We start from the raw sequence: 25,635 nt of genomic DNA, 5'->3' as shown, positions 1-25,635 counted from the left end.
GTGGCGCCGGGCCCATACTGGCCAAGGGGACAGCCATGACCGTCGGCATCGAGGACATCAGGGCCGCCGCGGAGGCGATCGAAGGCGAGGTAGTGCGCACGCCGCTGATCGCCGCGCCGCGGCTGTCGCAGACCCTGGGCTGCGAGATTTCCTTGAAGCTGGAGAACCTGCAGTTCACTGGCTCCTTCAAGGACCGCGGCGCGCTCAACAAGCTGAAGAGCCTCTCCGCGGCCGAGGCCGAGCGCGGCGTGATCGCCATGTCGGCCGGCAACCACGCCCAGGGCGTCGCGCATCACGCCCAGCGCCTGGGCATCCCGGCGACCATCGTCATGCCGGTCTTCGCACCCTTCACCAAGGTCGAGCGGACCCGCAGCTTCGGCGCCCGGGTGGTGCTGGAGGGCGACACCATCGACGCGGCAGCCGAGGCCGCGCGGCGCATCCAGCAGGAGGAAGGCCTCGCCTTCATCCATCCCTACGACGACCCGATGATCATCGCCGGCCAGGGCACCATCGGCCTGGAGATGCTGGCCGAGCGGCCCGACCTCGAGCTGATCGTGGTGCCGGTCGGCGGCGGCGGCATCGCCTCCGGCATCGCCCTTGCGGCCAAGGCACTGAACCCGGAGATCCGGATCCTCGGAGTCGAGGCCGAGCTCTACCCCTCGATGTACCAGGCGCTGAACGCCCTGGCGCCCAGCGCCGGCGGCACCACCCTGGCCGACGGCATCGCGGTCAAAACGCCCGGCGGCCTGACCAAGGCCATGGTCGCCGAGCTGGTCGACGAGATCCTGCTGGTCGACGAGGCCGGTATCGAGGCCGCGGTGCAGCTGCTGGTCGAGGAGCAGAAGCTGGTCGCCGAGGGCGCCGGCGCGGCCGGCGTCGCCGCCGTGATGAAGCACCCTGAGCGCTTCGCCGGGCGCCGGGTCGCCACGGTGATCTGCGGCGGCAACATCGACGTCCGCCTGCTCGCCTCGGTGCTGACCCGCGGCCTGATCCGCGACGGCCGCCTGGTCAAGCTGCGCGTCGAGATCATCGACCGGCCGGGGGTGCTGGCCAAGATCGCCGAGTGCATCGGCCAGACCGGCGGCAACATCATCGAGGTCCACCACCAGCGCATGTTCTCCGACGTGCCGGCCAAGCAGGCCGATCTCGACATCATGGTCGAGACCCGCAACCCGGCCCACGTCGAGCACATCGTCGGCCTGCTCAAGGCACAGGGCTTCCCGACGCGGATCGTCTCCAGCCGCTCCATCGACTCGGGATCCTGACCGCGGCCGGCCTTGCCCGCGATTGAGGATCATCGCGCAGCCGGCTACACTCTCTGGGTTACGCCAAGTGTGAGGTCGCGATGACGGGGGGAGACGACGGCACGGGGCGCTTCGGCGCGCTGCAGCAGCGGGCGGTCGACGCCTGGCAGGCAGACGACTTGGAGGCGGCGCGGCTCGGCTTCCTGCAGGCGCTAAGCCTGGCCCAGGAACGCGAGGATGTCCCCGGCCAGGCGCTCTGCTGGCACCGGCTCGGGGCGGTCGCGCTGCGCAAGGGCGACTTCGGCGCGGCGGTCGAGCCCTTCGAGACCGCCCTCGCTCTCTACCGGACCCTCAAGGACGCCCCGGGCTACAGCGCGACCCTGCATCAGCTCGGCACAATCTCCCTGCAGCGGCGCGACTACGAGGAGGCGCGCCGCCTGTCGCGGGCGGCGCTGGACGTCCAGCACCAGATCGGCGACGCAAAGGGCGAGGCCCGCTCGCTCTACCAGATCGCCGCCAGCTTCATGGAGGAGGACAACCTCGCCGAGGCCGCCGAGGGCTTCGGCCACGCCATCAAGGTCATGCGGCAGGTGGAGGACCTCACCGGCCTGGCCCTGACCCTGCAGAACCTGAGCGTCATGGCCGAGCGCAACGGCAAGGCGGAGATCGGCTTCCGCTTCCTGGCCGCCGCCGCCGCGCTGCAGGCGAGAGGCGACCAGCCGGAGGCCGAGGCGACCCGCGCTCAGCTCGCGGAACAGACGGCGAAGGCCGGTATGGACGTGGACGGCCTCGACGAGATCATCGCGGCCGCGGCCCTGGCTTTCGAGTGCGACGACGGGGCCGGGCTGATCGCCGAGGCCTTCGGCCCGCCAAAGACGACTGGCGACGGCGGTGACCTGCGCGCGGCGGAAAAGCGGCGGTGACCTCGACGTATCCCCGACCTCCGACCTCGGCAGCCGTCTCGCGGCTCCTACGCCCCGGGTGAGGCGCCGGTCTTGCCCTCCGGCCCGTCACCGAAAGGACCGGCACTTACCGGACTTGACCTGTCGCTTCCATCCCTATCGAGGAATCTGTAGCCTCTATGGCCGGGAGTTGAAGCTGAGTCGGCAACAGGAGAACACACGGGTGGCTCCAAAGCTCGCTCGATCATCGGACTTCTACCTGCGCGTAAAGGAGTCAGGGCAGTGACCTTGAGGTCTTATTCGATTTCGCTAAGACCTTTTGCAGATGTGGTAGCCCCGGAGGAAAAGACGCAACCTCCGGTGGGGCTGACCGCCTTTGGAATCGAGTGTCTGTGCCGAACCAGCGAAGACAACGTTAGACAGCACGCAGTGCCTTGACCGTCTGAGGACAAGAAGATGCTGGGACACAAAGAAGGCCGGCGAGCCAACGCTCTTGTCGCCGCGTTAGCCGTGTACACCTTTTCATCCATCACCGCCCCTGCCTTTGCGGATCAGCTGATGCTTTCGCGGGGGACTTACATGTATGTCGTCGACTATATTAACACGGATATAAGCAATCTCTCGAAACTGGAGTGGCCCAAAAAGTTCTCTAAAGTCTACCTCCCTCCGGGCGAGAAGATGATTCAGATCGATGATTCCGACTTTGGTCCCGACGATTCGAAACGTGCTGAATTCTGGAGCTCGCTCGTCGTGCTAACACAGAAAGGGCTTTTCGGAATCATTGAGGACTATCGGACCAAGGTCTTCGACGAGGACTGGATACGAAAGTTCAACGTGAATACCTCTGTTCGAAAAGACTTGTTTGGCGAGCTTTGGCACTTCATCGACGATGGCTGTAGTACGAACCATAAATACCCGTCCTTGGCTTTCATCCTTGAGAACACCGAAGCGGAGAACCAGCTGAACAGAGGTCAGGTAATCCAATTGCGGCGTGGTGAGGCATTCAAGGTGGTTGAGAGGTTTCCCGATGCCCTGTGGCTGGAAGACTTTGACCCAAACTACGAGGAGTGCGATTCTTTAAGCTCAAGCCCAAGTTTCCGTGTGAAGGTTCCTGAGAGCGCGGTGAAAATCGTAAGAATCGACGAGGATTTTGGAGGCGGATGGGCGGAGGTCGAAGACACCAGGCAGCTCAGGGCCGCGTTCTTCGAAAGAAGCTATTTCTTGGTGCCCGTAAGTTACGAAGGATACTGCACGACCGTTGACGTGCGAAAGGAGGAAAGCAGGGTTTACGAGCTACAGAGTGAATGGGCCGCCACAGTCAAAGCGGCTTTGAGCGCTGTCAGCTTAGACGGTTCATTCAAACGATCCACGAAGACTGTCAGTTCCAATAAAGTCGTTCAGTCTGTAAAGCGTGGATACGAAGGTGCTGACTTTACGGCTGTTCAATATTATCGCCCGTTGGACAATAGCCAAATCGTCCTCGAGACCTGGACTTATCCCTGTGCGGCCGCGCAAGGGGTGCAAACGGAGGCAGGAGTTCGAGAAAATCTCGTTCTTCGCAGGGTCGGTGGATCCTACATAAACATCAACTGCGATCTTTCCAAGAAGCTGGGGCTTCAGATACATAAGGAAAGAAACAAGGTCGTTTTGTCGACCACGGATGAGTATCAGAAGCTGTTCGAGCATATTGCGGAGCGGTTCGGTTATGAGGACGAGGAGAGCATCCTGTCGAAGGTCACGGTTTGGGCGGAGGGCGCCGTCGAAGATCTGAAAGCCTGTTCAGGCGCGCGCACCGCCGAGCCGTCCTAGGGGCCGGTCTCAGTCTTCGATCGCGCATGCCAATGCTGGTGCTCGTAACTGGCCGTCACCTGCAAATCCCGGGCTCGAACCTCAGGGCCGCCAGCGTTTCATTAAAGGCAGCTTGATCTAGGGCACGCCGTTGCGGCCGTGGGCGCGGAAGGCCGGGCGTTCGCTCAGGCGGTCGTAGTAGGCCCCGACCGCCGGCAGCGCGGGCCGCTCGATCGGAGTCAGAAACCAGCGGTTGACGGTCAGGCCGATGGGAATGTCGGCCAGGGTGAAGTCCGGTCCGGCGACATGGCCGCCGGTCTTGGCAAGCTGGCCCTCCAGGACCTCCATCATGCGAACCCAGGCCCGGCGGGAGGCTTCGATCACCGCCGGATCGGCGTAGTCGGGGTTCTTGCGGACCAGGCCGTGGAAGGCCGCGCGCAGGGCGTTGGAGAAGTCCGAGGCCTGCCAGTCCATCCAGATCTCGACCCGGGCCCGGGCCGCCGGGTCCTCGGGCAGCAGGTCGGCGCGTCGGTGCTTGGCCGCGAGATAGCGCAGGATGACGTTGGATTCCCAGAGCACGACCTCGCCGTCGACCACAACCGGGATCATGCCGACGGGATTGAGCGCCCTGAACTCCGGGTCGTCGGTGCCGCGGTGGCCCTGGCCCCAGTCCTCCCGCGCATAGGCGAGGCCCAGTTCCTCGCAGAGCCAGAGCACCTTGCGCACGTTGATCGAATTGTCCCGTCCGAGGATCCTCAGCATAGGCACCGCGCCCCTCCTTACCCACTTCGCCGGCCCCGTCCCGAGACCAAGGCAGCCAGGATACGACGCGACCCGGCCGCGGCTAAGCGAAGAGTCGCCCGGGGCTCGCGACAGGCCGCGATCCGGCTGTTATCTTCGAAGCGTAAGCCAGCTTCGTGCCATCCTGATCGGCGAAAGGCGGATCATGACCCAGGCCCCTAAGGCCGTCTCCAACGTGCTTGAGACCATCGGCAACACGCCCATGGTCGAGGCCAGGGACCTGGACGCCGGGCCCTGCCGGCTGTTCCTCAAGCTGGAGAACCAGAACCCCGGCGGCTCGATCAAGGACCGCATCGGCCGCTCGATGATCGAGGCGGCGGAGCGCGACGGTCGCCTGAAGCCCGGCGGCAGGATCATCGAGGCGACGGCCGGCAACACCGGACTGGGCCTGGCCCTGGTCGCGGCGCAGAAGGGCTATCCCCTGACCATCGTGCTGCCCGACAAGATGGCCCAGGAGAAGATCTTCCACCTGCGCGCCCTGGGCGCCGAGGTGCTGCTGACCCGCTCCGACGTCGGCAAGGGCCATCCGGAGTATTACCAGGACATGGCCGAGCGGATCGCCGCCGAGACCGGCGCCTTCTACGTCAACCAGTTCGGCAACCCGGCCAACCCCCGGGCCCACGTCGAGACCACCGGCCCCGAGATCTGGACCCAGATGGACCAGGAGCTCGACGCCGTGGTCTGCGGGGTCGGCTCGGGCGGGACCATCACCGGCCTGTCGCGCTACTTCGCCGAGGTCGCGCCCCATGTCGAGATGGTCCTGGCCGACCCGGTCGGCTCCGTCCTGGCCGAGTACGTCGAGACCGGGCGGGTCAGCGACGAGGTCGGCTCCTGGCTGGTCGAAGGCATCGGCGAGGATTTCATCCCGCCGATCTCGGACTTCTCGAGGGTCAAGCGGGCCTACACCGTGTCCGACGCCGAGGCTTTCGCCACCGCCCGCGCAGTCCTCCTCAAGGAGGGCATCCTGGCCGGCTCCTCCTCGGGCACCCTGATCGCGGCCGCGCTGCGCTACTGCCGGGAGCAGACTGCGCCCAAGCGAGTGGTCACCTTCGTCTGCGACAGCGGCAACAAATACCTGTCGAAGATGTTCAACGACTACTGGATGATGGACCAGGGCTTCCTGGAGCGGGAGAGCTTCGGCGACTTGCGCGACCTGATCAGCCGGCGCTACCAGGAGCACGCCACGGTCACCGTCAAGCCGGAGGACAGCCTGTTGGCCGCCTACGGGCGGATGAAGCTCTACGACGTCTCCCAGCTGCCGGTGATGGCCGAGGACCGCGTGATCGGAATCATCGACGAGGAGGACATCCTCCTGGCGGTCTTCAGCCACGAGGACCGCTTCGCGGACCCGGTGGAAAGCGCCATGACCTCGCGCCTGGAGACCCTGCAGGCGACGGAGCCGGTCGACCGCCTGATGCCGGTCTTCCAGAAGGGCCTTGTCGCGATCGTGCTGGAGGGTGAGGCCTTCCTCGGCCTGATCACCCGTATCGACCTGCTGAACTACCTGCGCCGGCGGATGAGATAGGCCCACCGCAAAAGTGGGCCTGCCGCGGCGGCTACTTGTGGCGGAAGGTGATCCGGCCCTTGGTCAGGTCATATGGGGTCATCTCGACGTCGACGCGGTCGCCGACCATGACCCGAATCCGGAACTTGCGCATCTTGCCCTTGGGCTGCGCGATGATCTCGTGGTCGTTCTCGAGCCGCACCTTGAACATGGCGTTCGGCAGCTTCTCGACGACCGTTCCACTGAAAGCCAGGAATTCCTCTTTCAAACCATTACTCCATTGTTGCTTTGACGATGCTTTGCAAACGGCCCGCCCGACGCTGGCCGCCCCTCTGTCAGGGCGGCCCCGCGCCAGGTGCGGGTCAGTCGGCCTGCAGGTTGACGGCCTTGGGGCCGCGCGCGTCCTGCTGGACCTCGAAGCTCAACTTCTGCCCCTCGGAGAGCTGTCCGAGACCGGAGCGCTCGACCGCGGAGATGTGAACGAAAACGTCCTTCGAGCCGTCGTCGGGCGAGATGAAACCATAGCCGCGCGTGGCGTTGAAGAACTTAACGGTACCGGAAGTCATGTATCAGTCGTCCCAATAAAAGGTTACCGCCGGGGCACCTTGCCCCGCCAGGGTGAAAGCCGGCACTACAGTGAGGAGAGACGTATTCGGACGCGATGCGTCAAAATGCGGTCTGCCGGATTCGGAATGCAGCCGTCACACGCCCCTATATGGACGCTTCCGCCCTGCCGGACAAGACCTTTCCGGACCGCAGGAGCGCCAGAAGACAAGAAAAAATCCCTGAATCTCAACGGATTGAGACAGCGCGAGGGCGATCCGGCGGAAACGCTATTTCAAGTTGTACTCGGGATCGCCCTTGGCGTCCAAGTGTGCTAAGCTCGCTCCTGGCCGAAAAAGGTCAAGGGCAGATGGCCGGTTGGCGGCGGGCCGGGAGCCGTTCTACGACTGGTCGATGATGCTGAGCTTGGACCTGATTGCGAGAATGAAATCCTGGGTCTTCGTCGCCCCCGTGCCCGGAAGTCGGGCGCGGGCCTTCGAAGTCGCCACCGTCGCCGGGCCCCACGGGCGCAAGCCTCGAGCCGGGTCGCCTGGAACCCATTATAGTCCATTTTTCAAAGACTTGTTGATTATCGGCCGGCCGGACGCCCAAGCCCCTCCACCCAGACAAACGTGAGTGGTCCCATGCGTTTTGCTGCTTTGGTGGTCTCTACCCTCTTCGCCGTCGGGCTCCTCGGCCCGGCCGCGGGCGCGGAAGAGCCACGCCAGGGCCAGGTGCAGCTGTCCCAAAGCTCGCCCGGCACCTCCAACTCCCGACTCGTCGCCCGTGGCGACGACCTCATGGCGATCGGCGACATCTCCGCCGCCCGGTTGCTCTACGAGACCGCAGCCAGCCAGGGCGATGCCATAGCGGCCGCCAAGCTCGGCATGACCTACGACCCGATAGAGCTGAGCGCCAAAGGCGTCGTTGGCATGGTCGGCGACCCTGAAACCGCCGCCAAGTGGTACCGCCTGGCGGTCGACCGGGGCTATAACCCGGCCGCCTCCAGCCTGGCCGCCCTGCAGAATTACTTGCAGTCCGGTGACCCGCCGTCGCGCGGCCAAGCCATCACCAGGGACCCTAGTCCGCCCGCGCCGCAAAACCGAATTCCGGCAAACCAGGGCGGTCAGCGGCTGCAGGAGGCCAACAAGCCGGCGATCCTGGGGGTCGCCGAACGCCTGGATGCGGGCAACGAAATCGTCAAGCCGGAGGGTGCCGTCGGCGAGCTGCGTGTGCAGCTCGCGGCGCTCAACTCGAGGCAAGCGGCGATCGAACAGGGCGTCGAGCTGCAGGTCCGGCATTGGGACCTCATCGGCAGCAAGGTCCTGTCGATCGAGCGGCTGGCGCTCTCAGAGAACCGCGGCACGATGTACGGCATACAAGTCGGCCCCTTCTGGGACGTCGGCTCGGCCACGAACCTCTGCAAGCAGTTGAAGAACCAAGGTCAGGACTGCTTCGTCGTTCCCTGAGCCTTCAGCTCTTGCCCCGGAGCCGCTTTCAGCCCGCGGAACCAGGATCCGTTGGGCGGACAGCTGGACTGGACCTTTCTTACCCTCCAGAACAGCATCGCCAGGGCCGCGAAGGCGGCGGCCAGCACGCCGTCGACCGTCACCATGCGCCAGGCGGCGTCCCGCGGCACCGCGCCGACCACGGCGATGATCAGCAGAAACCCCGAGAAGATCGCGCAGAAGACTGCGCCGAAACGGGCCGTGTCCGGCGCGAGGCGCTGGGCCAGCAGACCGGTCCAGGTGATGCTCAGGGCGAGTTCCGGCGGGGCCGGCTGGGCCTGGCGCAGGATGCGCCGGTAGTCGTCCATCTGGGCGCGATACCAGAAGAAGGCCGAGACACCGAGAAATCCAAGGACCAAGGGCAGCAGCGGCTCCAGACGGTCGAGCTTGAGCAAGATCGGCGCGAGGGCGACAAGAACGACCGCCGGAAGCACCATCTGCAGAAGACGCCAGTGGTGGTGCCGGATTCCCTGGGCGACCCGCCGCGCCGAGACCGGATCGAGCAGAAAGGTCCGGCTCCAGGGGCTGGCCCGGAACAGGAAGCGGCCGTCCTCGAGGTTCCGGAACTGTCGGAGCCGCGATAGATCTTCGAGGTCGTTGGTCACTTTGTCTCCCTCTCCCCGTCCCTGGTCTTGGCTCTTTCCCAAGGGTGCCGTCATGCTGCGCTTCTCCCCCGTCGGCATCCCCGGGCTGGCCCGGAGCCGCCGCCCCCCAAAGGGTGCCACGCCGCGTTCGAAGAATCCGTAAACCCGGCGCGCGGCGGCCGCCCGACGGAGCCGGCGGGGAAAGCGATTGACAGCGGGCAGTCAGGGGTCGAAGTCTCGGGGCCAGCCGTCGGAACCGCGCCACAGGGATTCCGCCAAATGCCGGACGAGCAGCAGAACCGCAAGAACCGCCTGGGTTTCGCGACCCGGACCATCCACGCTGGCCAGGCGCCGGACCCGACGACCGGGGCGATTATGCCGCCGATCTACGCCACCTCGACCTACGTCCAGGAAAGCCCGGGCCAGCACAAGGGCTACGAGTACAGCCGGACCCAGAACCCGACCCGCATGGCCTACGAGCGCTGCCTCGCCGACCTTGAAAGCGGCAGCGCGGGCTTCGCCTTCGCCTCGGGCATGGCGGCCACGGCAACCCTGCTCGAGCTGCTGGACAGCGGCAGCCACGTTCTCGCCATGGACGATCTCTATGGCGGCAGCTACCGGCTGTTCCACAACGTCCGGGAGCGCTCGGCCGGCCTCGCCTTCACCTTCGCCGACCTGAGCGACCGGGCCACGGTCGAGGCGGCGCTCCGCCCGGATACCCGCATGATCTGGGTCGAGAGCCCGACCAACCCGCTGCTCAAGCTGGTCGATTTCGAGATGATCGCCGGCATCGCGAGAACGCGCGGCATCCTGACCGTCTGCGACAACACCTTCGCCAGCCCCTACGTCCAGCGGCCGCTGGAGGCAGGCTTCGACGTGGTCATGCATTCAGCCACCAAGTACCTCAACGGCCACTCCGACATGGTCGGCGGGATCGTGGCGGTCGGCGACAATCCGGACCTCGTGGAGCGTCTGGCCTACCTGCAGAACGCCGTCGGCGCGGTCGCCGGGCCCTTCGACAGCTTCCTCGCCCTGCGCGGCCTCAAGACCCTGGCCCTGCGCATGCAGCGCCACTGCGAGAACGCGGCCGTGGTGGCCGAGTACCTGGAGGACCACCTCAAGGTCGAGGCGGTCTACTACCCGGGCCTCGCCAGCCACCCCCAGCACGAGCTGGCGAAGCGCCAGATGAGCCGCTACGGCGGCATGGTCACGGCGGTTCTGGAGGGCGGCCTTCCGGCGGCCAAGCGCTTCCTGGAGCGAGTGCGGATCTTCGCCCTGGCGGAGAGCCTGGGCGGGGTCGAAAGCCTGATCGAGCACCCGGCGATCATGACCCACGCCTCGATCCCGGCCGAGACCCGCGCCCAGCTCGGCATCGGCGACGGGCTGGTCCGGCTCTCGGTCGGAGTCGAGGACGCCGACGACCTGATCGCCGACCTGGCCCAGGCTCTGGGCTGACGGATTTCGAGCCCGGACCGTCCTGGGCTCTGGGCTCCGGGCCCTGGGCTCCGGACTGACGTTCGCAACGCGCGCGATTTCGGGCCTCGCAACCGCCTGTCGGTCCTTGGACCGCCACCGCGCCGGATGCGAATTTAAACCATTCAACCAGTTTTTAACCGAAGTAGGCGAGGCTTCCGGCCTACGTCTTTTTGGTCAATTTATCTGCTTATTGGGATAGCGGTCGGGTCATGCTTCTGATCGTCGGAATGCTTGTGGTCATCGGCTGCACCTTCGGCGGCTACGTCGCCCTGGGCGGCAAGCTGGGCGTGCTGTGGCAGCCCTTCGAGGTCGTGATCATCTGCGGCGCGGCCCTGGGCGCCTTCATCATCGGCAACCCCAGCCCGGTCATCAAGAAGGCGGCCAAGGCCATCGGCCACGTCATGAAGGGCTCGAAGTTCAACAAGGACAGCTATCTGGAGCTGCTGACCCTGCAGTACCAAATCTTCAAGCTGGCCCGCACCAAGGGCTTCCTCGCCCTGGAGCAACACATCGAGAGCCCCGAAGACAGCGCCCTGTTCCAGCAGTTCCCCAAGTTCATCGGCGACCACCATGCGGTGGAGTTCCTCTGCGACTACCTGCGGCTGATCGGCCTCGGCGCCGAGAATCCGCACGAGATGGAAACGCTGATGGACGAGGAGATCGAGACCCATCACCACGAGCAGCACGCCGTGGCCGGCGCCATTCAGACCATGGCCGACGGCATGCCGGCGCTGGGCATCGTCGCGGCGGTGCTGGGCGTCATCAAGACCATGGGCTCGATCACCGAGCCGCCGGAGGTCCTCGGCGCCCTGATCGGCGGCGCCCTGGTCGGCACCTTCCTGGGGGTCTGGATCTCCTACGGCTTTCTGGCCCCGATCGCCGCCAAGGCGCAGGCGGTCTACGACGCCGAGGGCAAGTACTTCCAGTGCATGAAGGCCGGGCTGCTGGCCTACATGCACGGCAGTTCGCCGCCGGTGGCGGTCGAGTTCGCCCGCAAGGCGCTGCTGTCCCACGATCGGCCCAGCTTCTCCGAGGTCGAGCAAGCTCTCGACGGCTTGCCGTCGGTCGGCTAAGCGCCGGTCCCTTTCGGAGCCCGGGCAGAGGCCATGGCGCAGGACGAAAACAGGCCGATCATCATCAAGAAGGTGAAGAAGGGCGGCGGCCATGGCCATCACGGCGGCGCCTGGAAGGTCGCCTACGCCGACTTCGTCACCGCGATGATGGCCTTCTTCCTGCTGCTCTGGCTGCTGAACGCCACCACCGAGGAGCAGAAGCGGGGCATCGCCGACTACTTCTCGCCCCATTCGGTCGCGCCGAGCTCCAGCGGCGCCGGCGGGGTCATGGGCGGCCAGTCGATGGACCTGCAGGGCACCTTGAACAGCGACCGCTCGCCGGTCGGGATCACGATCTCGATTCCCTCCTCGACCGAGGAGGCGGACCCCACGGAGCAGGGCGAGGAGAGCGAGGCGGCCGCGAAGAGCCCGGACGAGATCTCCGACGAGGCGCTTGAACGCGAGCTGGCGGAACGCGAGGCCGAGCAGTTCGAGGCAGCCGAGGCCGCCCTGCGTCAGGCGATCCAGGGCGTGCCCGAGATTCAAGACCTGGCCGAGAACCTGGTCGTCGACCAGACGCCGGAAGGTCTGCGGATCCAGATCGTCGACCGTGAGAACACCTCGATGTTCCCCAGCGGCAGCGCACAGATGTATGGCCGGACCCAGCAACTCATGGGGCTGGTTGCCGACGCCATCGCGGGCCTGCCGAACCGGGTCGCGATCAAGGGCCACACCGACGCGACGCCCTTCTCCAGCGGCTCCGGCTACTCCAACTGGGAACTCTCCACCGATCGGGCCAACGCCAGCCGACGGGCCCTGCTGGATGCCGGGCTGGACCCCCGCCGGATCGAATCGGTGGCCGGCCGGGCCGATCAGGAACCCCTGATCGCGGAGGATCCTCACTCGCCCCGGAACCGACGCATCTCGGTCATCCTGCTGCGCGAGAACAAGACCCAGATCGGCGGCTCCGGAGCGGGCGGCGACTCCGACGGCTGATCCTGCCCTCCGTGCGCCCTCGGTCGCTGTGCCGGCGTCTTGGCACTGGCCTCCGCCCCCCAGAACCTGTCATAATCCGTCCGAGCCAAGATCAGGACCCCAACCGGCGGCGGCGAAGAGGTATTGGGAGGGCAGCACAACCATGCCTATAGAAATCGCAAGAGGCTTAGCCTCCGGGGCGAGCGCAAGGCGCCGGACCGCGGCACCGTCATGAAGACCGAGACCCCCGGCAAGGAAGCCCGGCCGCCGAGGGGCGGAGGGCTGCGCCGCCACGAGGTTCTGCTGCCGCCGGCGCACACCTTCTACGTCATGGCCGAATCGCCCTGCCCCTACCTGCCCGGGCAGCTCGAACGCAAGCTCTTCACCGAACTGCGGCCCGAAGACGCGGGCGCCTTCTACGCCAGCCTGTCGCGCGGCGGCTTCCGCCGCAGCCACAACTTCGCCTACCGGCCGGCCTGCACGGGCTGCACCGCCTGCGTGCCCGTGCGGATCGATGCCGCGGCCTTCCATCTGTCCAGGTCGTTGCGCCGCATCGCCCGGATGAACCGCGACCTCGTCGCCCGCGAGCGCCAGGCGCGCGCGACGACCGAGCAGTTTCGCATCTTCGCGCGCTACATCACGACACGCCATGCCGACGGCGAGATGGCCAACATGTCCTTCGGCGACTACCGCAGCATGGTCGAGGAAAGCGTCCTGGACACCAAGCTGATCGAGTTCCGCAGCGCCGCAGGGGATCTCGTCGCCGGCCTGCTGACCGATTGGTCGGGCGATGGCGCCTCGGCGGTTTACAGCTTCTTCGATCCGGCGCTCGCCGAACGCAGCCTCGGCAGCTACATGGTGCTCTGGCTGGTCGAGGAATGCCGGCGCCGCGGCCTGCCCTATGTCTACCTCGGATATTGGATCGAAGGGTCGCGCAAGATGTCCTACAAGGCGCGCTTCCGGCCGCTGGAATCGCTGGGTCCCTCGGGCTGGCAGAAGCTGGTGCCGGCCGACGCGCCGGCCTGAGATCCGACCGCCCGAATTCGATCGCCCGACACCTTGTCGATCCGCGCTCCAGGCGTCGCCGCATCGCCGGCCCGCCGCTCGAAACCGCGCAATCGATCCAAGCGAAGAACATTCTTGCATCGGAAGTCTATGCCATCGGTTGTCTTTCCGGACATCCTAGGCTTAATTAGCGCCACACCTGTTCGGCGCGGCCCGCGCCGAGGCGCAGGAACGGTCTTCCCGGCGGCCGAAGTCGAAGTTGCGGGGGACGGAATCACGTACGGCGAAGCGGACGCTTTCTGAGAACAGTCCGGCGCGCCACGAAACAGGGAGAAAACGCAATGGATCGTCGTTCTTTCATCAAAAAGGCGAGTGTGGCTGCAGGCGGGGCCGCTGCGGCGACGACCTTGGCGGCGCCAGCCGTTGCCCAAGCGCGCAAGGAAATGGTCATCGTTTCGAGCTGGCCGCGCGACTTCCCGGGCCTCGGTCTCAGCGCACAACGCCTGGCCCAGCGCATCACCGACATGACCGAAGGCCGGATCACGACGCAGTACTTCGCCTCCGGCGAACGCGTCGGCGGATTCGACGTCTTCGACGAAGTGGCCTCCGGCAACGCCCAGGCCTACAACTCGGCGGACTACTACTGGAAGGGCAAGCACCCGGGCTGGGCCTTCTTCACCTCGGTGCCCTTCGGACTGACCTATACCGAGCAGAGCGCCTGGATCAATCACCTGGGCGGCCAGGAGCTCTGGGACGAGCTGGCCGGCGAGTTCGGCCTGAAGGCGCTGCCTTCGGGCAACACCGGCGTGCAGATGGGCGGCTGGTTCAACAAGGAGATCGAGACGGTCGACGACCTCAAGGGCCTGAAGATGCGCATCCCGGGTCTCGGCGGCGACGTCATGGCCAAGGTCGGCGCCTCGCCGGTCTCCCTGCCGGGCAGCCAGATCTACGAGAACCTGGTGTCCGGCGCGATCGACGCCACCGAGTGGGTCGGCCCCTACAACGACTACTTCCTCAAGTTCTACGAGGCGGCCAAGTATTACTATTATCCCGGCATGCACGAGCCCGGCGGCTTCATCTCCTTCGGCATGAACAAGTCCTGGTGGGGCGGCCTGACCAAGTCCGAGCAGATTTCCATCGAGGCGGCTTGCCAGATGGAGTGCGAGATCGCGATGTCGGAGAACAATGCCAACAACGCGACCTACCTCAACCGGCTGATCAACGAGCACGGCGTCGAGCTGCGCGAGTTCGGCGACGAGATCTACGACAGCTTCGGGGACGCGGCGACAGAGGTCATGGAAGAGGCGCGCAAGCACAGCGACCTGGCGAACCGGATCTACGAGAGCTTCGCCAAGGCCCGCAAGGACGTCGCCGGCTGGATGAAGCTGTCCGACGTCGGCTATTCGCTGAAGCGCAACCGGGTTCTCGGCCTCTAGCAGGCCTAGTCGGCAAGACCTGAGCGAGGGGCGGAGCCGGCGGCTCCGCCCCGATCCTCCGCCCGGAGTCTCGAGACCGTTGCGCGATGGCTGAAGCCGCATCCCACGGAAAGGTGGACGAGTACCTGCCGAGCGGGCCGGTCTTGGGCGTCCGCTACTTCGGCTGGACCATCGTCGCCACCCTCGTCGTCTTTCTGCTCAACGCCTACCTGAAGTTCTGGCTGGGCTGGCCCGGGGTTGCCGCGGCCTTCGGCGGCGGCGGCGCCCTGGCCTGGCTGCACGTCTTGTTCTACCTCGCGGCGGTCGCGGCCCCGGCGGTCTTCGTCGTCAAGACCAAGGACCGCAGCCTGCGCCGGGACGGCCAGGCGATGACCGCCCTGGCCGCCTACATCACCCGGGCGGCCTTCTGGATGGTGTTCCTGGTCGGGATCGTCGACGCGGCGATCTCCTTCCTGCGGGTCGAGGGGCTGCTGGAAGGCGTCGTCGGCCAGGAGTTGGCTCAGGATCTCGGCCGCAACCAGTTCCGCGGCCCCTACGTTCACATGCCCCTGATCGGCCTTTCCCTGGTCGTCGCGATCTTCACCCGGACCTTGGGCTTCACCTGGCTCGCCCTGCTCGTGGTCCTGGCCGAACTGCAGATCGTGCTCTCGCGTTTCGTCTTCTCCTATGAACAGGCCTTCATGGGCGACCTCGTGCGCTTCTGGTACGGCGGCCTGTTCCTCTTCGCCAGCGCGCACACCCTGCTCGAGGACGGCCACGTCCGGGTCGACGTGCTCTACGCCGCCTTTACCGAGCGGACCAAGGGCCTGGTCAACGCGGCGGGCGCCCTGGTGCTCGGGATCCCGCTCTGCTGGGTGGTCCTGGCCATCGGCTTCAGCCAGCGCTCGAGCATCATCGCCAGCCCGCTCCTCGCCTTCGAAGTGACCCAGGCCGGCTTCGGGATGTACGTCAAGTATCTGCTGGCGGGCTTCCTGGCGATCTTCGCCGCTTCGATGATGATCCAGTTCGCGGCCACCCTCCTGGAAGGCGTCGCCGACTACCGCGGCGAGCCCGGCAAGCGCCGGGTGGCATCCGAGACCGCGCACTGAGGGACGGAGGCAACGAGACGGCCCCATGGAGCTGCTTTTCCTCGCCCTGCTGATCGTCCTGATGATCTGGGCTCTGGGCTCCGGCTTTCCGGTGGCCTTCGCCCTGCCGGGTTCGGCTATCCTTGCCATCGCCGCCGCCGCCCTGGCCGGCTGGCTCTTCGCCGGCGACACCGGCGCCTATTTCGCCCAGGGCGGTCCGGTCCAGTGGCTGACCGCCGGGGTCACCAATTTCCGCGGCATCTATTGGGAGGCCGAGCGCGACACACTGATCGCCATCCCGCTCTTCGTGTTCATGGGGATCATGCTGCAACGCTCGAAGATCGCCGAGGACCTGCTGGTCACCATGGCGCAGCTCTTCGGGCCGATGCCCGGCGGCTTGGGCATCTCCGTGGTCTTCGTCGGCGCGCTCCTGGCCGCCACCACCGGCATCGTGGGTGCGACCGTGGTCGCGATGGGCCTGATCTCCCTGCCCGCGATGATGCGCAACAAGTACTCCAACCCCCTGGCGACCGGCACCATCGCCGCTTCGGGCACCCTGGGCCAGATCATCCCGCCCTCGATCGTGCTGATCATCCTGGCGGACCAGCTCGCCAGCGCCGTCGACCAGGCGAGCACCACCCGCAAGGCGCTCTACAAGGAAGCGACCGGCGAGCTCTCGATGCCCTCGGCCTTCGACATCGTCTCGACCAGCGCCGGCGACATGTTCATGGGCGCCTTCGTCCCGGGCTTCGTGCTGGTCCTGGTCTACATGGCCTTCATCCTGATCCTCGCCCTGCTGCGCCCCAAGGTGGCGCCGCCGGTGCCCTTCGAGGGCCGCTTCGACACCGCCTTCGCGTTCAGGGTCCTGCTGATCCTGGTGCCGCCCCTGACCCTGATCTTCGTGGTCCTCGGCTCGATCATCATGGGCATCGCCACGGTCAACCAGGCCGGCGCGATCGGCGCCGTCGGCGCGACCATCATGGCCGGCTACCGGCTCGCGGAAGGCAGCCCCGGGGCCTACCGGCCGGGGATCCTGGCCGTGGCCTCGGTCGTCGCCCTGGCCCTGATCACCAACATCGCGCCGATCAACGTCAAGAACATCCAGACCGGCGGCGACGTGGTCGCCCTGGTCCTCGCGGTCATCGCCGCCGCCGGATTCCTGGCTTCCGTGATCTGGAGCTTCTGGCGGACCTTCAAGATCGAGGACACCCTGCGCGGCGTCATGCTGGATACCGCGAAGACGACCTCCCTAGTCTTCATCATCCTGCTGGGCGCCGCCATGCTGACGGCCGCCTTCCGCGCCTTCGGCGGCGAGGAGCTGGTGCGCGAGTTCCTGACCGGCCTGCCCGGCGGCTTCTGGACCCAGTTCGTCATCGTGATGGCGGTGATCTTCCTGCTCGGCTTCTTTCTCGACTTCATCGAGATCGCCGTGGTGGTGGTGCCGATCGTCGCGCCGATCCTGCTGGCCGATCCCTCGGCCAACGTCACCGCGGTCTGGCTGGGGGTCATGATCGGCCTCAACATCCAGACCTCCTTTCTGACCCCGCCCTTCGGCTTCGCCCTCTTCTACCTGCGCGGCGTCGCCCCCCCGTCGGTGCGGACGGTCCAGATCTACAAGGGCGTGATCGCCTTCATCGGCCTGCAGCTACTGGCCCTGGTGATCGTCGGCGCCTTCCCGACCCTGGTGAACCACCTGCCGAACCGGATCTCCCTGACCTCGGACACCGCGCCGCCGCCGATCAACCCGAAGCTCCAGTACTGCCTGGAAGAGCATATCTTCGGAGTCTACGAGCGGCGCGGCGCGGAGATCCGGGCAACGATCCAGACGGCGCGCGGACTCGAGATCGGCTACCTGCCCGAAAAGCACCAGACGGCCTTCACGACCAGCCTCGACAAGGCCGAGGCGACCTTCGGCCTGATCGAGGAGATCCGCAAGGCCGAGGCGGCGGTCGCGGCGCGCAGCGACGCCTATCGCCCGCTCCATGTCGAGGTCCGGGCGATCCAGTCCGACATGGCGCGCCACGATCTCGAGATCCGCGAGCTCAAGACGCAGATCAGCCGGATCCGCGGCGAGAACGCGGAAGATCAGAGCCGGAAGGCCGAACTGGAAGAAGAAGTGGCGACCCTGGAGGCGGAGCGCGAGGCGCTGGCCGCCTCGATCCCGGAGGCCTGGGAGGAGGAGAACAAGACCTTCACCGGCTTCCTCAAGACGGCGGAGCGAGCCCGGGCCACCTATCGCCGCAACGTCGACGACGCCTACAAGGCGGTGCGCGAGCTGACCGCGGTCGTCGCCGACGCCGGCGCCCTGGCGGCGCTCGAAGCCGAGATCAGGGGACTCGGCAACGTCGTCGCCGGCAGCCCGCCCGCCGAGGCCGGCGACCGGGTCGCCGAGATCGCCAAGCTGGTCGGCCGGGTCGAGGGCGCCAGCGCCATCCGCTCGCCGCTGAACAAGGCCCGCCGCACCCTCAAGGCCAAGACCCCGGACGTCCAGGCCGCAACCACGGAGATCGACACCGCGATCGCCGCCTACGCCGAGGACCTGGCCTGGCGACAGAGGGCGGCGGCCGAGCTGCTGCCCGGGCTCCAGGCCTACGAGGCCGGGATCCGCGACACCATCGGCCTGCGCCAGCAGCGGCGCCTGCCCGACGCCGAGGCGGTCGCCGTAGCCAGCTGCAACGCCCACCACCGAGACATCTCGCTGCACTTCTAGCACCTGTAGCGCTGGGCCCGCGCCTTCGGGGCCGGGCTCGCCTGTCACGGAAATGCCCCGGAAATGCCCGGTTTGGGGCCGTCCCGGGCAACCCGATGTTTACCATCCCCGACGTAGTCTGCTCGCCAGCGATGGCCGGCGCGCGGGCGCCGGTCGCGATTAACCTCCAGGTAAGGAGCGGATCGGACCAGGCGATGCGGCGGCTCGTGGCACTCCTCTGCACCCTGCCCCTCGTGGCCTGGAGCCTCCCGGCAAAGGCCGACCCCCTCCACGATGCGGCCCAGGACGGCGACCTCGCCCGGGTCGAGGCCCTGCTCGCCCAGGGCCGCTCGCCCGACGCGACCGGCAGCGACGGCAACACCGCGCTCTACGCCGCCGCCTACCGGGGCAACGCGGAGGTCGTCGAGGCCCTGCTGGCCAGGGGCGCCGACGCGACCCGCGCCGGCCGCAAGGAGATCTCGCCGCTGCACGCCGCGATCGGCCGCGGTCACGTCGAGATCGCTGAGCGGCTGATCGAGGCCGGGGCCGACGTCGACCGCCGGACCACGAAGGGCGAGACGCCCTTGCACCGGGCGGCCAAGACCGGGACCGCGGTCACCGAGCTGCTGGTCAACTGGGGCGCCGAGCTCGAGCTGCGCGACTCCCGCCGGCGGAGCGCCCTGCACATCGCGACCGCCGGCGGCGTCCTGGGCAGCGTTTTCGTTCTGGTCAAGTTCGGCAGCGACGTCGAGGCCCGCGACGCCGAGGGGCGCACGCCGCTGCACCTCGCCGCCGCCCGCGGCCACGCCACCTCGGCCGAGGTGCTGCTGCTCCACGGCGCCGAGGTCAACGCCCGGGACGCCGACGGCCGGACCCCTCTCGCGCTGGCCCTCAAGAAGGGCCACCGGGGGGTCGCCGCCGCCCTGCGGCGACGCGGCGCCCGCGAGTGAATGCCGGGGGCCGAGCGCAGAGGAACAAAGGGCCGCGGACAGAGGGCCCGCTGGAAACGGAAGGATCGAGACGAAGATGAAGATCATCGGCGCCTGCCTCACCCTCTGCCTGCTGCTCGCCGTCGGCGGCATGATCGCGACCCGCGACTTCCACCCCGCCGCCGCCAGCGCCAGCGGGGCGCCGGCCCTGCACCGCGCCGCCCTGGCCGGCGACCTTGGGCGGGTCGAGGCCTTGCTGGCGCAAGGCGTTCCGGTCGAGATCCGCGATGCCTCCGGCAACACGGCCCTGCATCCGGCCGCCAGCATGGGTCACGTCGAGATCGCCCGGCTGCTGATCGAGGCCGGCGCGTCGGTCGATGGCAACAACGCCCTCGCCTTCACGCCGCTGCATCAGGCCGCGGCCTTCGGCCAGCTGAAGGTCGCCGAGCTCTTGATCGAGAAGGGCGCCGACGTCAACGCACGCCAGCAGCAGGGCGCCTCGCCCCTGCACCTGGCGGCGATGGGCGGCCAGGGCCGCCTGGTCGCGCTGCTGCTCTCGGCCGAGGCCGAGGTCGACGCCCGCAACGACAAGGACGCGACGCCCCTGGACCTGGCGGTCCTGATGGGCGAGGCCGCGGTGGTCGGCCAGCTGCTCGACCGCGGCGCGGCCCTCAGCGGAGGTGCCGGCAGCGGGCAGTCCTCGCTCGCCCTGGCCCGCGAGTTGGGCCATCACGAGGTGGTCGCCGTCCTGGCGCAGTACAGCGTGACCGACTGATTCCGGCGCGTCGGGAGCGAGCTACTCTGCCTTGCCCCGGCCCTTTGCCAGCAGCTTCCAGGCCAGAGGCAGGGCCGCGGCGGCCAAGGCCAGCTTCAGCGCGTCGCCGAGCAGGAAAGGCGTCAGGCCGGCGCTCAGCGCGACCGTGAAGGCGGCATCCATGGTCAGGGCCTTTGCCGAGGCCAGGAAGACCGTGAGCCAGGCCAGGCCGGGCAGGTAGATCACGATATTGCCCAGCAGCATCGCCAATGCCGTGGTCAGCGGGCCGCGGTCCCAGCCGCGCTCGGCCAAGTAGCCGATCAGCCCGGCCGCCAGCACGAAGCCCAGGAGATAGCCGCCGGTCGGGCCCATCAGCACCGCAGGACCCGCAGCGAAGCCGGCGAAGACCGGCAGGCCCGCCGCGCCCTGGGCGAAGTAGAGGGCCAGGGTGGCCGCGCCAAGGCGCGCGCCGTAGGCCATGCCGATGACCAGGACGGCGAAGGTCTGGCCGGTGATCGGGACCGGCCAGAGCGGCACCTCGACCTGCGCCGAGGCCGCGACCAGGAGGCTGCCGAGCAGCGCCAGCAGAGCCGGGCGCAGCAGACGCTGGGCGTCCCGGCGCGGCCAGAGGACCGAGGCGAGGGTCGGCTGCGCGCCCTGGAGTCCGGCGGAGTGGGTGAGGCTCATGGTCTGCTCCCTGCTGCTGATGACGCGGCACCGGTGTATCCGCGCCGAACCGCGCTGTCGTGAATCTCGCTTATCCCGGCCGCAGATATATCGCGGCGCCTCGGCCGCGTCACTGGAATTTGTTGGAGCGTGGGAAGCCGCGCGGCGCCAGGCGGCCGGCCTGGGCGCGCTTGCCGACCCAGGCCAGGAGGTCCGTCTCGGTGCGGGTCCGCCCGGCGCCCTGCTGCCAGGTTAGGCCCGCCTCCAGGGTAAAGGTCTTGGCGTCGGAGAGGCCGCCATCCTTGTAGCGCTGCAGGATGACGCCGCGGCCGCGGGTCATCTCCGGCAGCTCCTCCAGGGGGAAGACGATCAGCTTGCGGTTTTCGCCGACCACCGCGACGCTGTCGCCCTCGACCACGCTGCAGGCCGCCGCCTCGACCCCGGCGCTGAGGTTGAGCACCTGCTTGCCGTTCTTGGTCTGGGCCAGGACCTCGTCGGCCGGGACCACGAAGCCGCGGCCGTCGGCCGAGGCGACCAGCAGCCTCTGCCCCGGCGCGTGCACCAGCAGGGTCACGATGTCCTCGTCCTTGGGCAGGTCGACGATCAGGCGGATCGGGTCGCCGAAGCCGCGGCCGCCCGGCAGCTTGTCGACCCCGACCGTGTAGAAGCGGCCGTTGGTCGCGAAGATCAGCAGCTTGTCGGTGGTGAAGGCCTTGAGCTGGAAGCGGCCGCGGTCGCCTTCCTTGTACTTGGGCGCGCTCTGCTTGCCGTTGCCGTTCTCGCCCTCCTCCAGGTGCCCCTTCATGGCCCGGATCCAGCCCTTGTCGGAGCAGAGCACGGTCACCGCCTCGCGCTCGATCACCGCTTCAAGCGGGACGACGACCTCGGCCGGCGGCTCGCCGATCACGCAGCGGCGCCGGCCGAGCTCGGTCTTGGCACCGAAGGTGTCGCGGATGTACTGGACCTGCTTGCCGACCACCTTCCAGCGCCGGCCTTCGTCCTTCATCAGGGCCTTGAGCGCCTTCTGCTCTTCGCTGAGCTCCTGGTGCTCCTTGCGGATCCCCTCCTCTTCCAGCTTCCTGAGGGCGCGCAGGCGCATGTTGAGGATCGCGTTGGCCTGGGTCTCGGTCAGGTCGAAGGTGGCCATCAGGGCCTCCTTGGGCTCGTCCTCCTCGCGGACGATGCGGATCACCTCGTCGATGTTGAGGTAGACGACGAGGTAGCCCTCGAGGATCTCCAGCCGGGCGGCGATCTTCTCCAGGCGGAAGCGGGTGCGCCGCTCCAGCACCTCCAGGCGGTGGTCGAGGAAGGCCTGCAGGACCTCGCGCAGGTCCATGACCCGCGGCGTGTTGGTCCTGTCCAGGACGTTCATGTTGAGGCCGACGCGGACCTCGAGGTCGGTCTGGCGGAACAGGGACTCCATCAGGACCACGGGCTCGACGTTGCGGCTCTTCGGCGTCAGGACCAGGCGCACCTCGGCGGTCGATTCGTCGTGCACGTCGCCCAGCAGGATCAGCTTCCGCGCCTCCATCAGCTCGGCGATCTTCTCGATCAGGCGCGACTTCTGGACCTGGTAGGGGATCTCGGTGACCACGATCTGGTAGCCGCCGCCCTTGACCTTCTCGACCTCCCAGCGGGCGCGCAGGCGGAAGGCGCCGCGCCCGGTCTTGTAGGCCTCGACGATGGTCGCGCGCTCGTCGACCAGCTCGCCGCCGGTCGGGAAGTCGGGCCCGGGGATCAGCTCGACCAGCTTGTCGATCCGCGCCTTGGGATGCTTGATCAGGTGCAGCAGGGCATCGCAGACCTCGCCGACGTTGTGCGGCGGGATCGAGGTCGCCATGCCGACCGCGATGCCCTGGGCGCCGTTGGCCAGCAGGTTCGGGAAGGCCGCCGGCAGGACCACCGGCTCCTCGGACTCGCCGTCGTAGGTCTGGCGGAAGTCGACCGTATCCTCGTCGATGCCCTCGAGCAGGGCCATGGCGACCGAGGTCATGCGCGCCTCGGTGTAGCGCATGGCCGCGGCCGAGTCGCCGTCGATGTTGCCGAAGTTGCCCTGGCCGTCGACCAGGGGGTAGCGCTGGGCGAAGTCCTGGGCCAGGCGGACCAGAGCGTCGTAGATCGACTGGTCGCCGTGGGGATGGTACTGGCCCATGGTGTCGCCGACCACCCGCGCCGCCTTCTTGTAGCCCTGGTCCGGGTTCAGGCGCAGCTCGCGCATGGCGTAGAGGATGCGGCGGTGGACCGGCTTCAGGCCGTCGCGCACGTCCGGCAGCGAGCGCGACACTATGGTCGAGAGCGCATAGGAGAGGTAGCGGTCGGAGAGCGCCTCGACGAGGCGCACGTCGCGGACCTCACCGGCGGGCTGGGCGGCGGAATCGCGGCTCATGGAACTCCTTCAAGCGCGCAAGATATAGGAAGCCCGGCCCGGAGTCGTCCAGCGGGAATTCCGTGACCTTCCCGGGCCGGGCCTCCCCTCCGGAAGATGAACGGGAGATGAAAGCGGCGATAACGGCCGATGAAGCGGCTTGCCCGGCGGCGGGCCGGCGCCCTATCTCTCCCGCATCGGTGGCGGCGGACGGCCGGGACGGAAAATTCCCGACGCTCCGGGAATAAGGCCGCCGCCGCACCGTTCTACCGGGGAGCACGCCACAGCGTTCCCCTGCGAGGAGACGAGATCATGCCCAGCCCTTCGACCGCCGCCGCCCGGCCCCGCCTCAGGACCGCCCTGGTCCTGGGCGCCGTCCTGGGCGCCGCCCTGATCCTGGCGGCCTGCAGCACGCCGCCGCGGGTGCCCGGGATCTACCAGCCGGAGAACGAGGTCTCCGAGCGCCTGGGCCGCAGCCCCCTGCCCGAGTACCGCCGGGGCGACGTCTTCCGCTTCTCCGGCGGCCGGGTCGAGCGGGTCGCCGCGGTCAAGGGCGAGGACGTCTACTGGAAGCGCGAGAGCGGCCGCGAGCTGGTCCGCCACCGCAGCTTCCTGCTGCCGACCCTGGCCTGGGAGACCACCAGTCGCCGCGGCGCCCAGCGCCTGCTCGACGAGCCCGGCGACATGTGGCCGCTGGCGATCGGCAAGCTGGGCAGCTTCCGGGTCGAGCGCAGCCTGACCGACAAGGCCAGCGGCGCGGTCAAGCGCAGCCAGCGCAAGTTCGACTGCCACGTCGAGACCGCCGAGACCATCACCGTCAAAGCCGGCAGCTTCGACACCTACCGGATCTCCTGCCGCCGCTACAACACCCGCGGCTCGCGCCTCTTTGAGACCCAGACCTGGCACTACGCCCCCGCCGTCGGCCACTACGTCCGCCGCGAGACCGAGAACCACTCCAGTGGCAAGCGCCGGGTCATCGAGCTCGCGAGCTACAAGAAGGCGGGGTCGTAGGAGCAGCACCGAAACGCGGCGCGCCGCCTCCGAACTGCTCAGCCTTGGTCATCGCCTGGTCCGCTTGAGCTCTCCAAGCAAACCACCGCCTTCACTCCGAGGCCTGCCGTCTGACAACGGAAATCAAATCCATTGGAGAAAGCTGCAACGCATCCGCCAAGGCCTTAACGAACTCTACGGGCCACGCAAGCAAAGTAGATGTATCCGTCTCTGCCTGCTCGATTCCCTGCTCCTTGACGCCAGCAGCATCCGAAAGTTCTGCAACGCTGAGACCACGGCTTTCTCGGATCCGGCTTATGATATCTTTATGCGCCATTTCCCCATGGGATAACCTTGCACCCGCCTGCCAGCCAAATAGCTGGCCAATTTCTAGGTCTAGACGGTCGCAGACGCAGAGAAGGTTCCCGAGCCTCAGGACCGCAAAGGCTTCGTCAGGATAAGCCTCTAGGTCGTGATACTCCATTATTGACAGCCCGCAACTTTCGGAAATCTCAGCTTCGGGCAAACCGAGTGCTTTACGCTTTTCCCGAATCAACTCGTTTACTTGGCCTTTCGCACTCATCGTAATCACCTGCGAACGTCAAAGAATTCCCATTGGCCCAAAAACCGACGGGAAACTTGGAGGCGGATTAGAATTGCAGGGGCCCTTCGGTCCCAATGGCAAACCAGCTTGCTGACCATAGCATCGCTCTGGAAAAACTAGGCACTCCAGAGCCCTCGGATAGGTCCAGGGCCGAAACGGCACGCGCCAAGGTGTTCTTGGCTGAGGTCGTCTCCATGGTTCTGCATCTCCGTTTGGATCTTCTCCTGACTGATCACCATAGGGCGGCTTTTTCTGATTGGGCCAGGGCTTCCGAGATTTCTTTGGAACTCGTTCGCTTTTACCACCTTCGGCAGGTTCCTTATCCCAGTGCCTCCAATGGCCATCGTCTTCAGGGTGCTCCGTCCAGGTGTTTCCGTCTGGATCCTTCAAGTAACCCTTCCCGTTAGAGTGCTCGCCCTGCGTCCAGGTTTCAGAGTCGTAGCCGGGAGGAAATGGCGGCGGATCACCAATTGCAAGGCCATAAAGATCCACCGAGCGAACAGGGTTCACTCCTGCGTAGTGAAATTGGTTCAACCCACCCGCAAGCCCTATCGGATCGCTCTGAATATAGCGGCCCAGGCTAGGGTCATAATCCCTAAAGTAGTTATAATGGAGCGCGCTCTCGCCATCCGCGTACTGCCCCGGGAAGCGCACGGGGGTGGCGGCGGCGCCGGTGACGGCGTGGTCGAGGCCGAAGGGGGTCTGGAGGCGGTCCCAGACCACCGCGCCCGCGCTGTCGGTCAGCTTCCGGGG

The 25,635-nt window shown here is 67.1% G+C and carries 23 protein-coding genes; 15 read left to right on the top strand and 8 right to left on the bottom strand.

Going from position 1 to position 25,635, the window contains the following annotated elements; translation table 11 throughout:
* Positions 1-35 precede the first annotated feature (35 nt).
* The 3 genes from QNJ30_22890 to QNJ30_22880 all read left to right on the top strand — a co-directional run bounded on the left by QNJ30_22890 (position 36) and on the right by QNJ30_22880 (position 3,955).
* Entirely contained in the window at positions 36-1,265 is a 1,230-nt protein-coding gene (locus tag QNJ30_22890; protein MDJ0946308.1) for a threonine ammonia-lyase, read from the top strand.
* Positions 1,266-1,345: 80 nt separating this feature from the next.
* A complete protein-coding gene (locus QNJ30_22885) occupies positions 1,346-2,167 on the top strand; it encodes a tetratricopeptide repeat protein (protein MDJ0946307.1) in 822 nt (273 codons plus the stop codon).
* Positions 2,168-2,602: 435 nt separating this feature from the next.
* Positions 2,603-3,955 (top strand): hypothetical protein, encoded by a 1,353-nt coding sequence (locus tag QNJ30_22880; protein MDJ0946306.1) that lies wholly within the window; start codon positions 2,603-2,605, stop codon positions 3,953-3,955.
* 117 nt (positions 3,956-4,072) lie between these two features.
* On the opposite strand, the gene QNJ30_22875 is transcribed toward QNJ30_22880, so the two are convergent.
* The gene (locus QNJ30_22875; protein ID MDJ0946305.1) at positions 4,073-4,696 is read right to left on the bottom strand and encodes a glutathione S-transferase; all 624 of its coding nucleotides are present in this window, start codon (positions 4,694-4,696) and stop codon (positions 4,073-4,075) included.
* A 184-nt stretch (positions 4,697-4,880) separates the two neighbouring features.
* Here QNJ30_22875 and QNJ30_22870 point away from each other — a divergent pair, with 184 nt between their 5' ends.
* Positions 4,881-6,260 carry a cystathionine beta-synthase gene (locus QNJ30_22870; protein ID MDJ0946304.1) on the top strand — a complete coding sequence of 460 codons (1,380 nt, stop codon included), beginning with the start codon at positions 4,881-4,883 and terminating at the stop codon, positions 6,258-6,260.
* 31 nt (positions 6,261-6,291) lie between these two features.
* On the opposite strand, the gene infA is transcribed toward QNJ30_22870, so the two are convergent.
* Positions 6,292-6,507, bottom strand: a complete 216-nt coding sequence (gene infA, locus QNJ30_22865) for a translation initiation factor IF-1 (protein ID MDJ0946303.1) — start codon at positions 6,505-6,507, stop codon at positions 6,292-6,294.
* 94 nt (positions 6,508-6,601) lie between these two features.
* Positions 6,602-6,805: a cold-shock protein gene (locus QNJ30_22860; GenBank protein MDJ0946302.1), complete on the bottom strand. Its 204-nt coding sequence runs from the start codon at positions 6,803-6,805 to the stop codon at positions 6,602-6,604.
* Positions 6,806-7,426: 621 nt separating this feature from the next.
* On the opposite strand from QNJ30_22860, the gene QNJ30_22855 reads away from it, so the two are divergent.
* Positions 7,427-8,251, top strand: coding sequence for an SPOR domain-containing protein (locus QNJ30_22855; protein ID MDJ0946301.1), 825 nt, complete (start codon positions 7,427-7,429; stop codon positions 8,249-8,251).
* On the opposite strand, the gene QNJ30_22850 is transcribed toward QNJ30_22855, so the two are convergent.
* A complete protein-coding gene (locus QNJ30_22850; protein ID MDJ0946300.1) occupies positions 8,227-8,895 on the bottom strand; it encodes a hypothetical protein in 669 nt (222 codons plus the stop codon). The genes QNJ30_22855 and QNJ30_22850 overlap by 25 nt on opposite strands.
* Before the next feature lie 258 nt (positions 8,896-9,153).
* On the opposite strand from QNJ30_22850, the gene QNJ30_22845 reads away from it, so the two are divergent.
* The 9 genes from QNJ30_22845 (at position 9,154) to QNJ30_22805 (ending at position 20,278) form a co-directional block, all read left to right on the top strand.
* Positions 9,154-10,329, top strand: coding sequence for a cystathionine gamma-synthase (locus QNJ30_22845; protein ID MDJ0946299.1), 1,176 nt, complete (start codon positions 9,154-9,156; stop codon positions 10,327-10,329).
* Between the two features lie 230 nt (positions 10,330-10,559).
* On the top strand, positions 10,560-11,423 hold the full coding sequence (gene motA, locus QNJ30_22840; GenBank protein MDJ0946298.1) for a flagellar motor stator protein MotA: 864 nt from the start codon (positions 10,560-10,562) through the stop codon (positions 11,421-11,423).
* Between the two features lie 33 nt (positions 11,424-11,456).
* Complete coding sequence (gene motB, locus QNJ30_22835) at positions 11,457-12,398, top strand: flagellar motor protein MotB (GenBank protein MDJ0946297.1); 942 nt, start codon at positions 11,457-11,459, stop codon at positions 12,396-12,398.
* 210 nt (positions 12,399-12,608) lie between these two features.
* Positions 12,609-13,403 (top strand): arginyltransferase, encoded by a 795-nt coding sequence (locus QNJ30_22830; protein ID MDJ0946296.1) that lies wholly within the window; start codon positions 12,609-12,611, stop codon positions 13,401-13,403.
* A gap of 320 nt (positions 13,404-13,723) precedes the next feature.
* The gene (locus QNJ30_22825) at positions 13,724-14,818 is read left to right on the top strand and encodes a TRAP transporter substrate-binding protein (GenBank protein ID MDJ0946295.1); all 1,095 of its coding nucleotides are present in this window, start codon (positions 13,724-13,726) and stop codon (positions 14,816-14,818) included.
* Positions 14,819-14,904: 86 nt separating this feature from the next.
* Positions 14,905-15,906 (top strand): TRAP transporter small permease subunit, encoded by a 1,002-nt coding sequence (locus QNJ30_22820; GenBank protein ID MDJ0946294.1) that lies wholly within the window; start codon positions 14,905-14,907, stop codon positions 15,904-15,906.
* Between the two features lie 25 nt (positions 15,907-15,931).
* The gene (locus QNJ30_22815; protein MDJ0946293.1) at positions 15,932-18,595 is read left to right on the top strand and encodes a TRAP transporter large permease subunit; all 2,664 of its coding nucleotides are present in this window, start codon (positions 15,932-15,934) and stop codon (positions 18,593-18,595) included.
* A 206-nt stretch (positions 18,596-18,801) separates the two neighbouring features.
* Entirely contained in the window at positions 18,802-19,524 is a 723-nt protein-coding gene (locus QNJ30_22810; GenBank protein ID MDJ0946292.1) for an ankyrin repeat domain-containing protein, read from the top strand.
* 76 nt (positions 19,525-19,600) lie between these two features.
* On the top strand, positions 19,601-20,278 hold the full coding sequence (locus tag QNJ30_22805) for an ankyrin repeat domain-containing protein (protein MDJ0946291.1): 678 nt from the start codon (positions 19,601-19,603) through the stop codon (positions 20,276-20,278).
* A 21-nt stretch (positions 20,279-20,299) separates the two neighbouring features.
* Here the strand turns inward: QNJ30_22805 and QNJ30_22800 are convergent, their stop codons facing one another.
* Entirely contained in the window at positions 20,300-20,944 is a 645-nt protein-coding gene (locus QNJ30_22800; protein MDJ0946290.1) for a biotin transporter BioY, read from the bottom strand.
* Between the two features lie 109 nt (positions 20,945-21,053).
* Complete coding sequence (gene parC, locus QNJ30_22795; protein ID MDJ0946289.1) at positions 21,054-23,309, bottom strand: DNA topoisomerase IV subunit A; 2,256 nt, start codon at positions 23,307-23,309, stop codon at positions 21,054-21,056.
* Between the two features lie 291 nt (positions 23,310-23,600).
* On the opposite strand from parC, the gene QNJ30_22790 reads away from it, so the two are divergent.
* Positions 23,601-24,299: a hypothetical protein gene (locus QNJ30_22790; GenBank protein ID MDJ0946288.1), complete on the top strand. Its 699-nt coding sequence runs from the start codon at positions 23,601-23,603 to the stop codon at positions 24,297-24,299.
* A 91-nt stretch (positions 24,300-24,390) separates the two neighbouring features.
* Here the strand turns inward: QNJ30_22790 and QNJ30_22785 are convergent, their stop codons facing one another.
* The gene (locus QNJ30_22785; GenBank protein ID MDJ0946287.1) at positions 24,391-24,861 is read right to left on the bottom strand and encodes a helix-turn-helix transcriptional regulator; all 471 of its coding nucleotides are present in this window, start codon (positions 24,859-24,861) and stop codon (positions 24,391-24,393) included.
* Positions 24,862-24,879: 18 nt separating this feature from the next.
* Positions 24,880-25,635: RHS repeat-associated core domain-containing protein (locus QNJ30_22780; GenBank protein MDJ0946286.1), on the bottom strand; the 756-nt coding region annotated here is incomplete at its 5' end.

The organism is Kiloniellales bacterium, from assembly GCA_030066685.1.
Lineage (GTDB): Bacteria > Pseudomonadota > Alphaproteobacteria > Kiloniellales > JAKSBE01 > JAKSBE01.
Note: the sequence above shows the minus strand (reverse complement) of the source record. Positions and strands in the feature narration are given on the sequence as shown.

Bases quoted from the DNA above. Each gene is read 5' to 3' on its own strand.
- QNJ30_22890 (MDJ0946308.1), top strand. From the start codon at position 36: ATGACCGTCGGCATCGAGGACATCAGGGCCGCCGCGGAGGCGATCGAA.
- QNJ30_22885 (MDJ0946307.1), top strand. From the start codon at position 1,346: ATGACGGGGGGAGACGACGGCACGGGGCGCTTCGGCGCGCTGCAGCAG.
- QNJ30_22880 (MDJ0946306.1), top strand. From the start codon at position 2,603: ATGCTGGGACACAAAGAAGGCCGGCGAGCCAACGCTCTTGTCGCCGCG.
- QNJ30_22875 (MDJ0946305.1), bottom strand. From the start codon at position 4,696: ATGCTGAGGATCCTCGGACGGGACAATTCGATCAACGTGCGCAAGGTG.
- QNJ30_22870 (MDJ0946304.1), top strand. From the start codon at position 4,881: ATGACCCAGGCCCCTAAGGCCGTCTCCAACGTGCTTGAGACCATCGGC.
- QNJ30_22860 (MDJ0946302.1), bottom strand. From the start codon at position 6,805: ATGACTTCCGGTACCGTTAAGTTCTTCAACGCCACGCGCGGCTATGGT.
- QNJ30_22855 (MDJ0946301.1), top strand. From the start codon at position 7,427: ATGCGTTTTGCTGCTTTGGTGGTCTCTACCCTCTTCGCCGTCGGGCTC.
- QNJ30_22845 (MDJ0946299.1), top strand. From the start codon at position 9,154: ATGCCGGACGAGCAGCAGAACCGCAAGAACCGCCTGGGTTTCGCGACC.
- motA (MDJ0946298.1), top strand. From the start codon at position 10,560: ATGCTTCTGATCGTCGGAATGCTTGTGGTCATCGGCTGCACCTTCGGC.
- motB (MDJ0946297.1), top strand. From the start codon at position 11,457: ATGGCGCAGGACGAAAACAGGCCGATCATCATCAAGAAGGTGAAGAAG.
- QNJ30_22830 (MDJ0946296.1), top strand. From the start codon at position 12,609: ATGAAGACCGAGACCCCCGGCAAGGAAGCCCGGCCGCCGAGGGGCGGA.
- QNJ30_22825 (MDJ0946295.1), top strand. From the start codon at position 13,724: ATGGATCGTCGTTCTTTCATCAAAAAGGCGAGTGTGGCTGCAGGCGGG.
- QNJ30_22820 (MDJ0946294.1), top strand. From the start codon at position 14,905: ATGGCTGAAGCCGCATCCCACGGAAAGGTGGACGAGTACCTGCCGAGC.
- QNJ30_22815 (MDJ0946293.1), top strand. From the start codon at position 15,932: ATGGAGCTGCTTTTCCTCGCCCTGCTGATCGTCCTGATGATCTGGGCT.
- QNJ30_22805 (MDJ0946291.1), top strand. From the start codon at position 19,601: ATGAAGATCATCGGCGCCTGCCTCACCCTCTGCCTGCTGCTCGCCGTC.
- QNJ30_22800 (MDJ0946290.1), bottom strand. From the start codon at position 20,944: ATGAGCCTCACCCACTCCGCCGGACTCCAGGGCGCGCAGCCGACCCTC.
- parC (MDJ0946289.1), bottom strand. From the start codon at position 23,309: ATGAGCCGCGATTCCGCCGCCCAGCCCGCCGGTGAGGTCCGCGACGTG.
- QNJ30_22790 (MDJ0946288.1), top strand. From the start codon at position 23,601: ATGCCCAGCCCTTCGACCGCCGCCGCCCGGCCCCGCCTCAGGACCGCC.
- QNJ30_22785 (MDJ0946287.1), bottom strand. From the start codon at position 24,861: ATGAGTGCGAAAGGCCAAGTAAACGAGTTGATTCGGGAAAAGCGTAAA.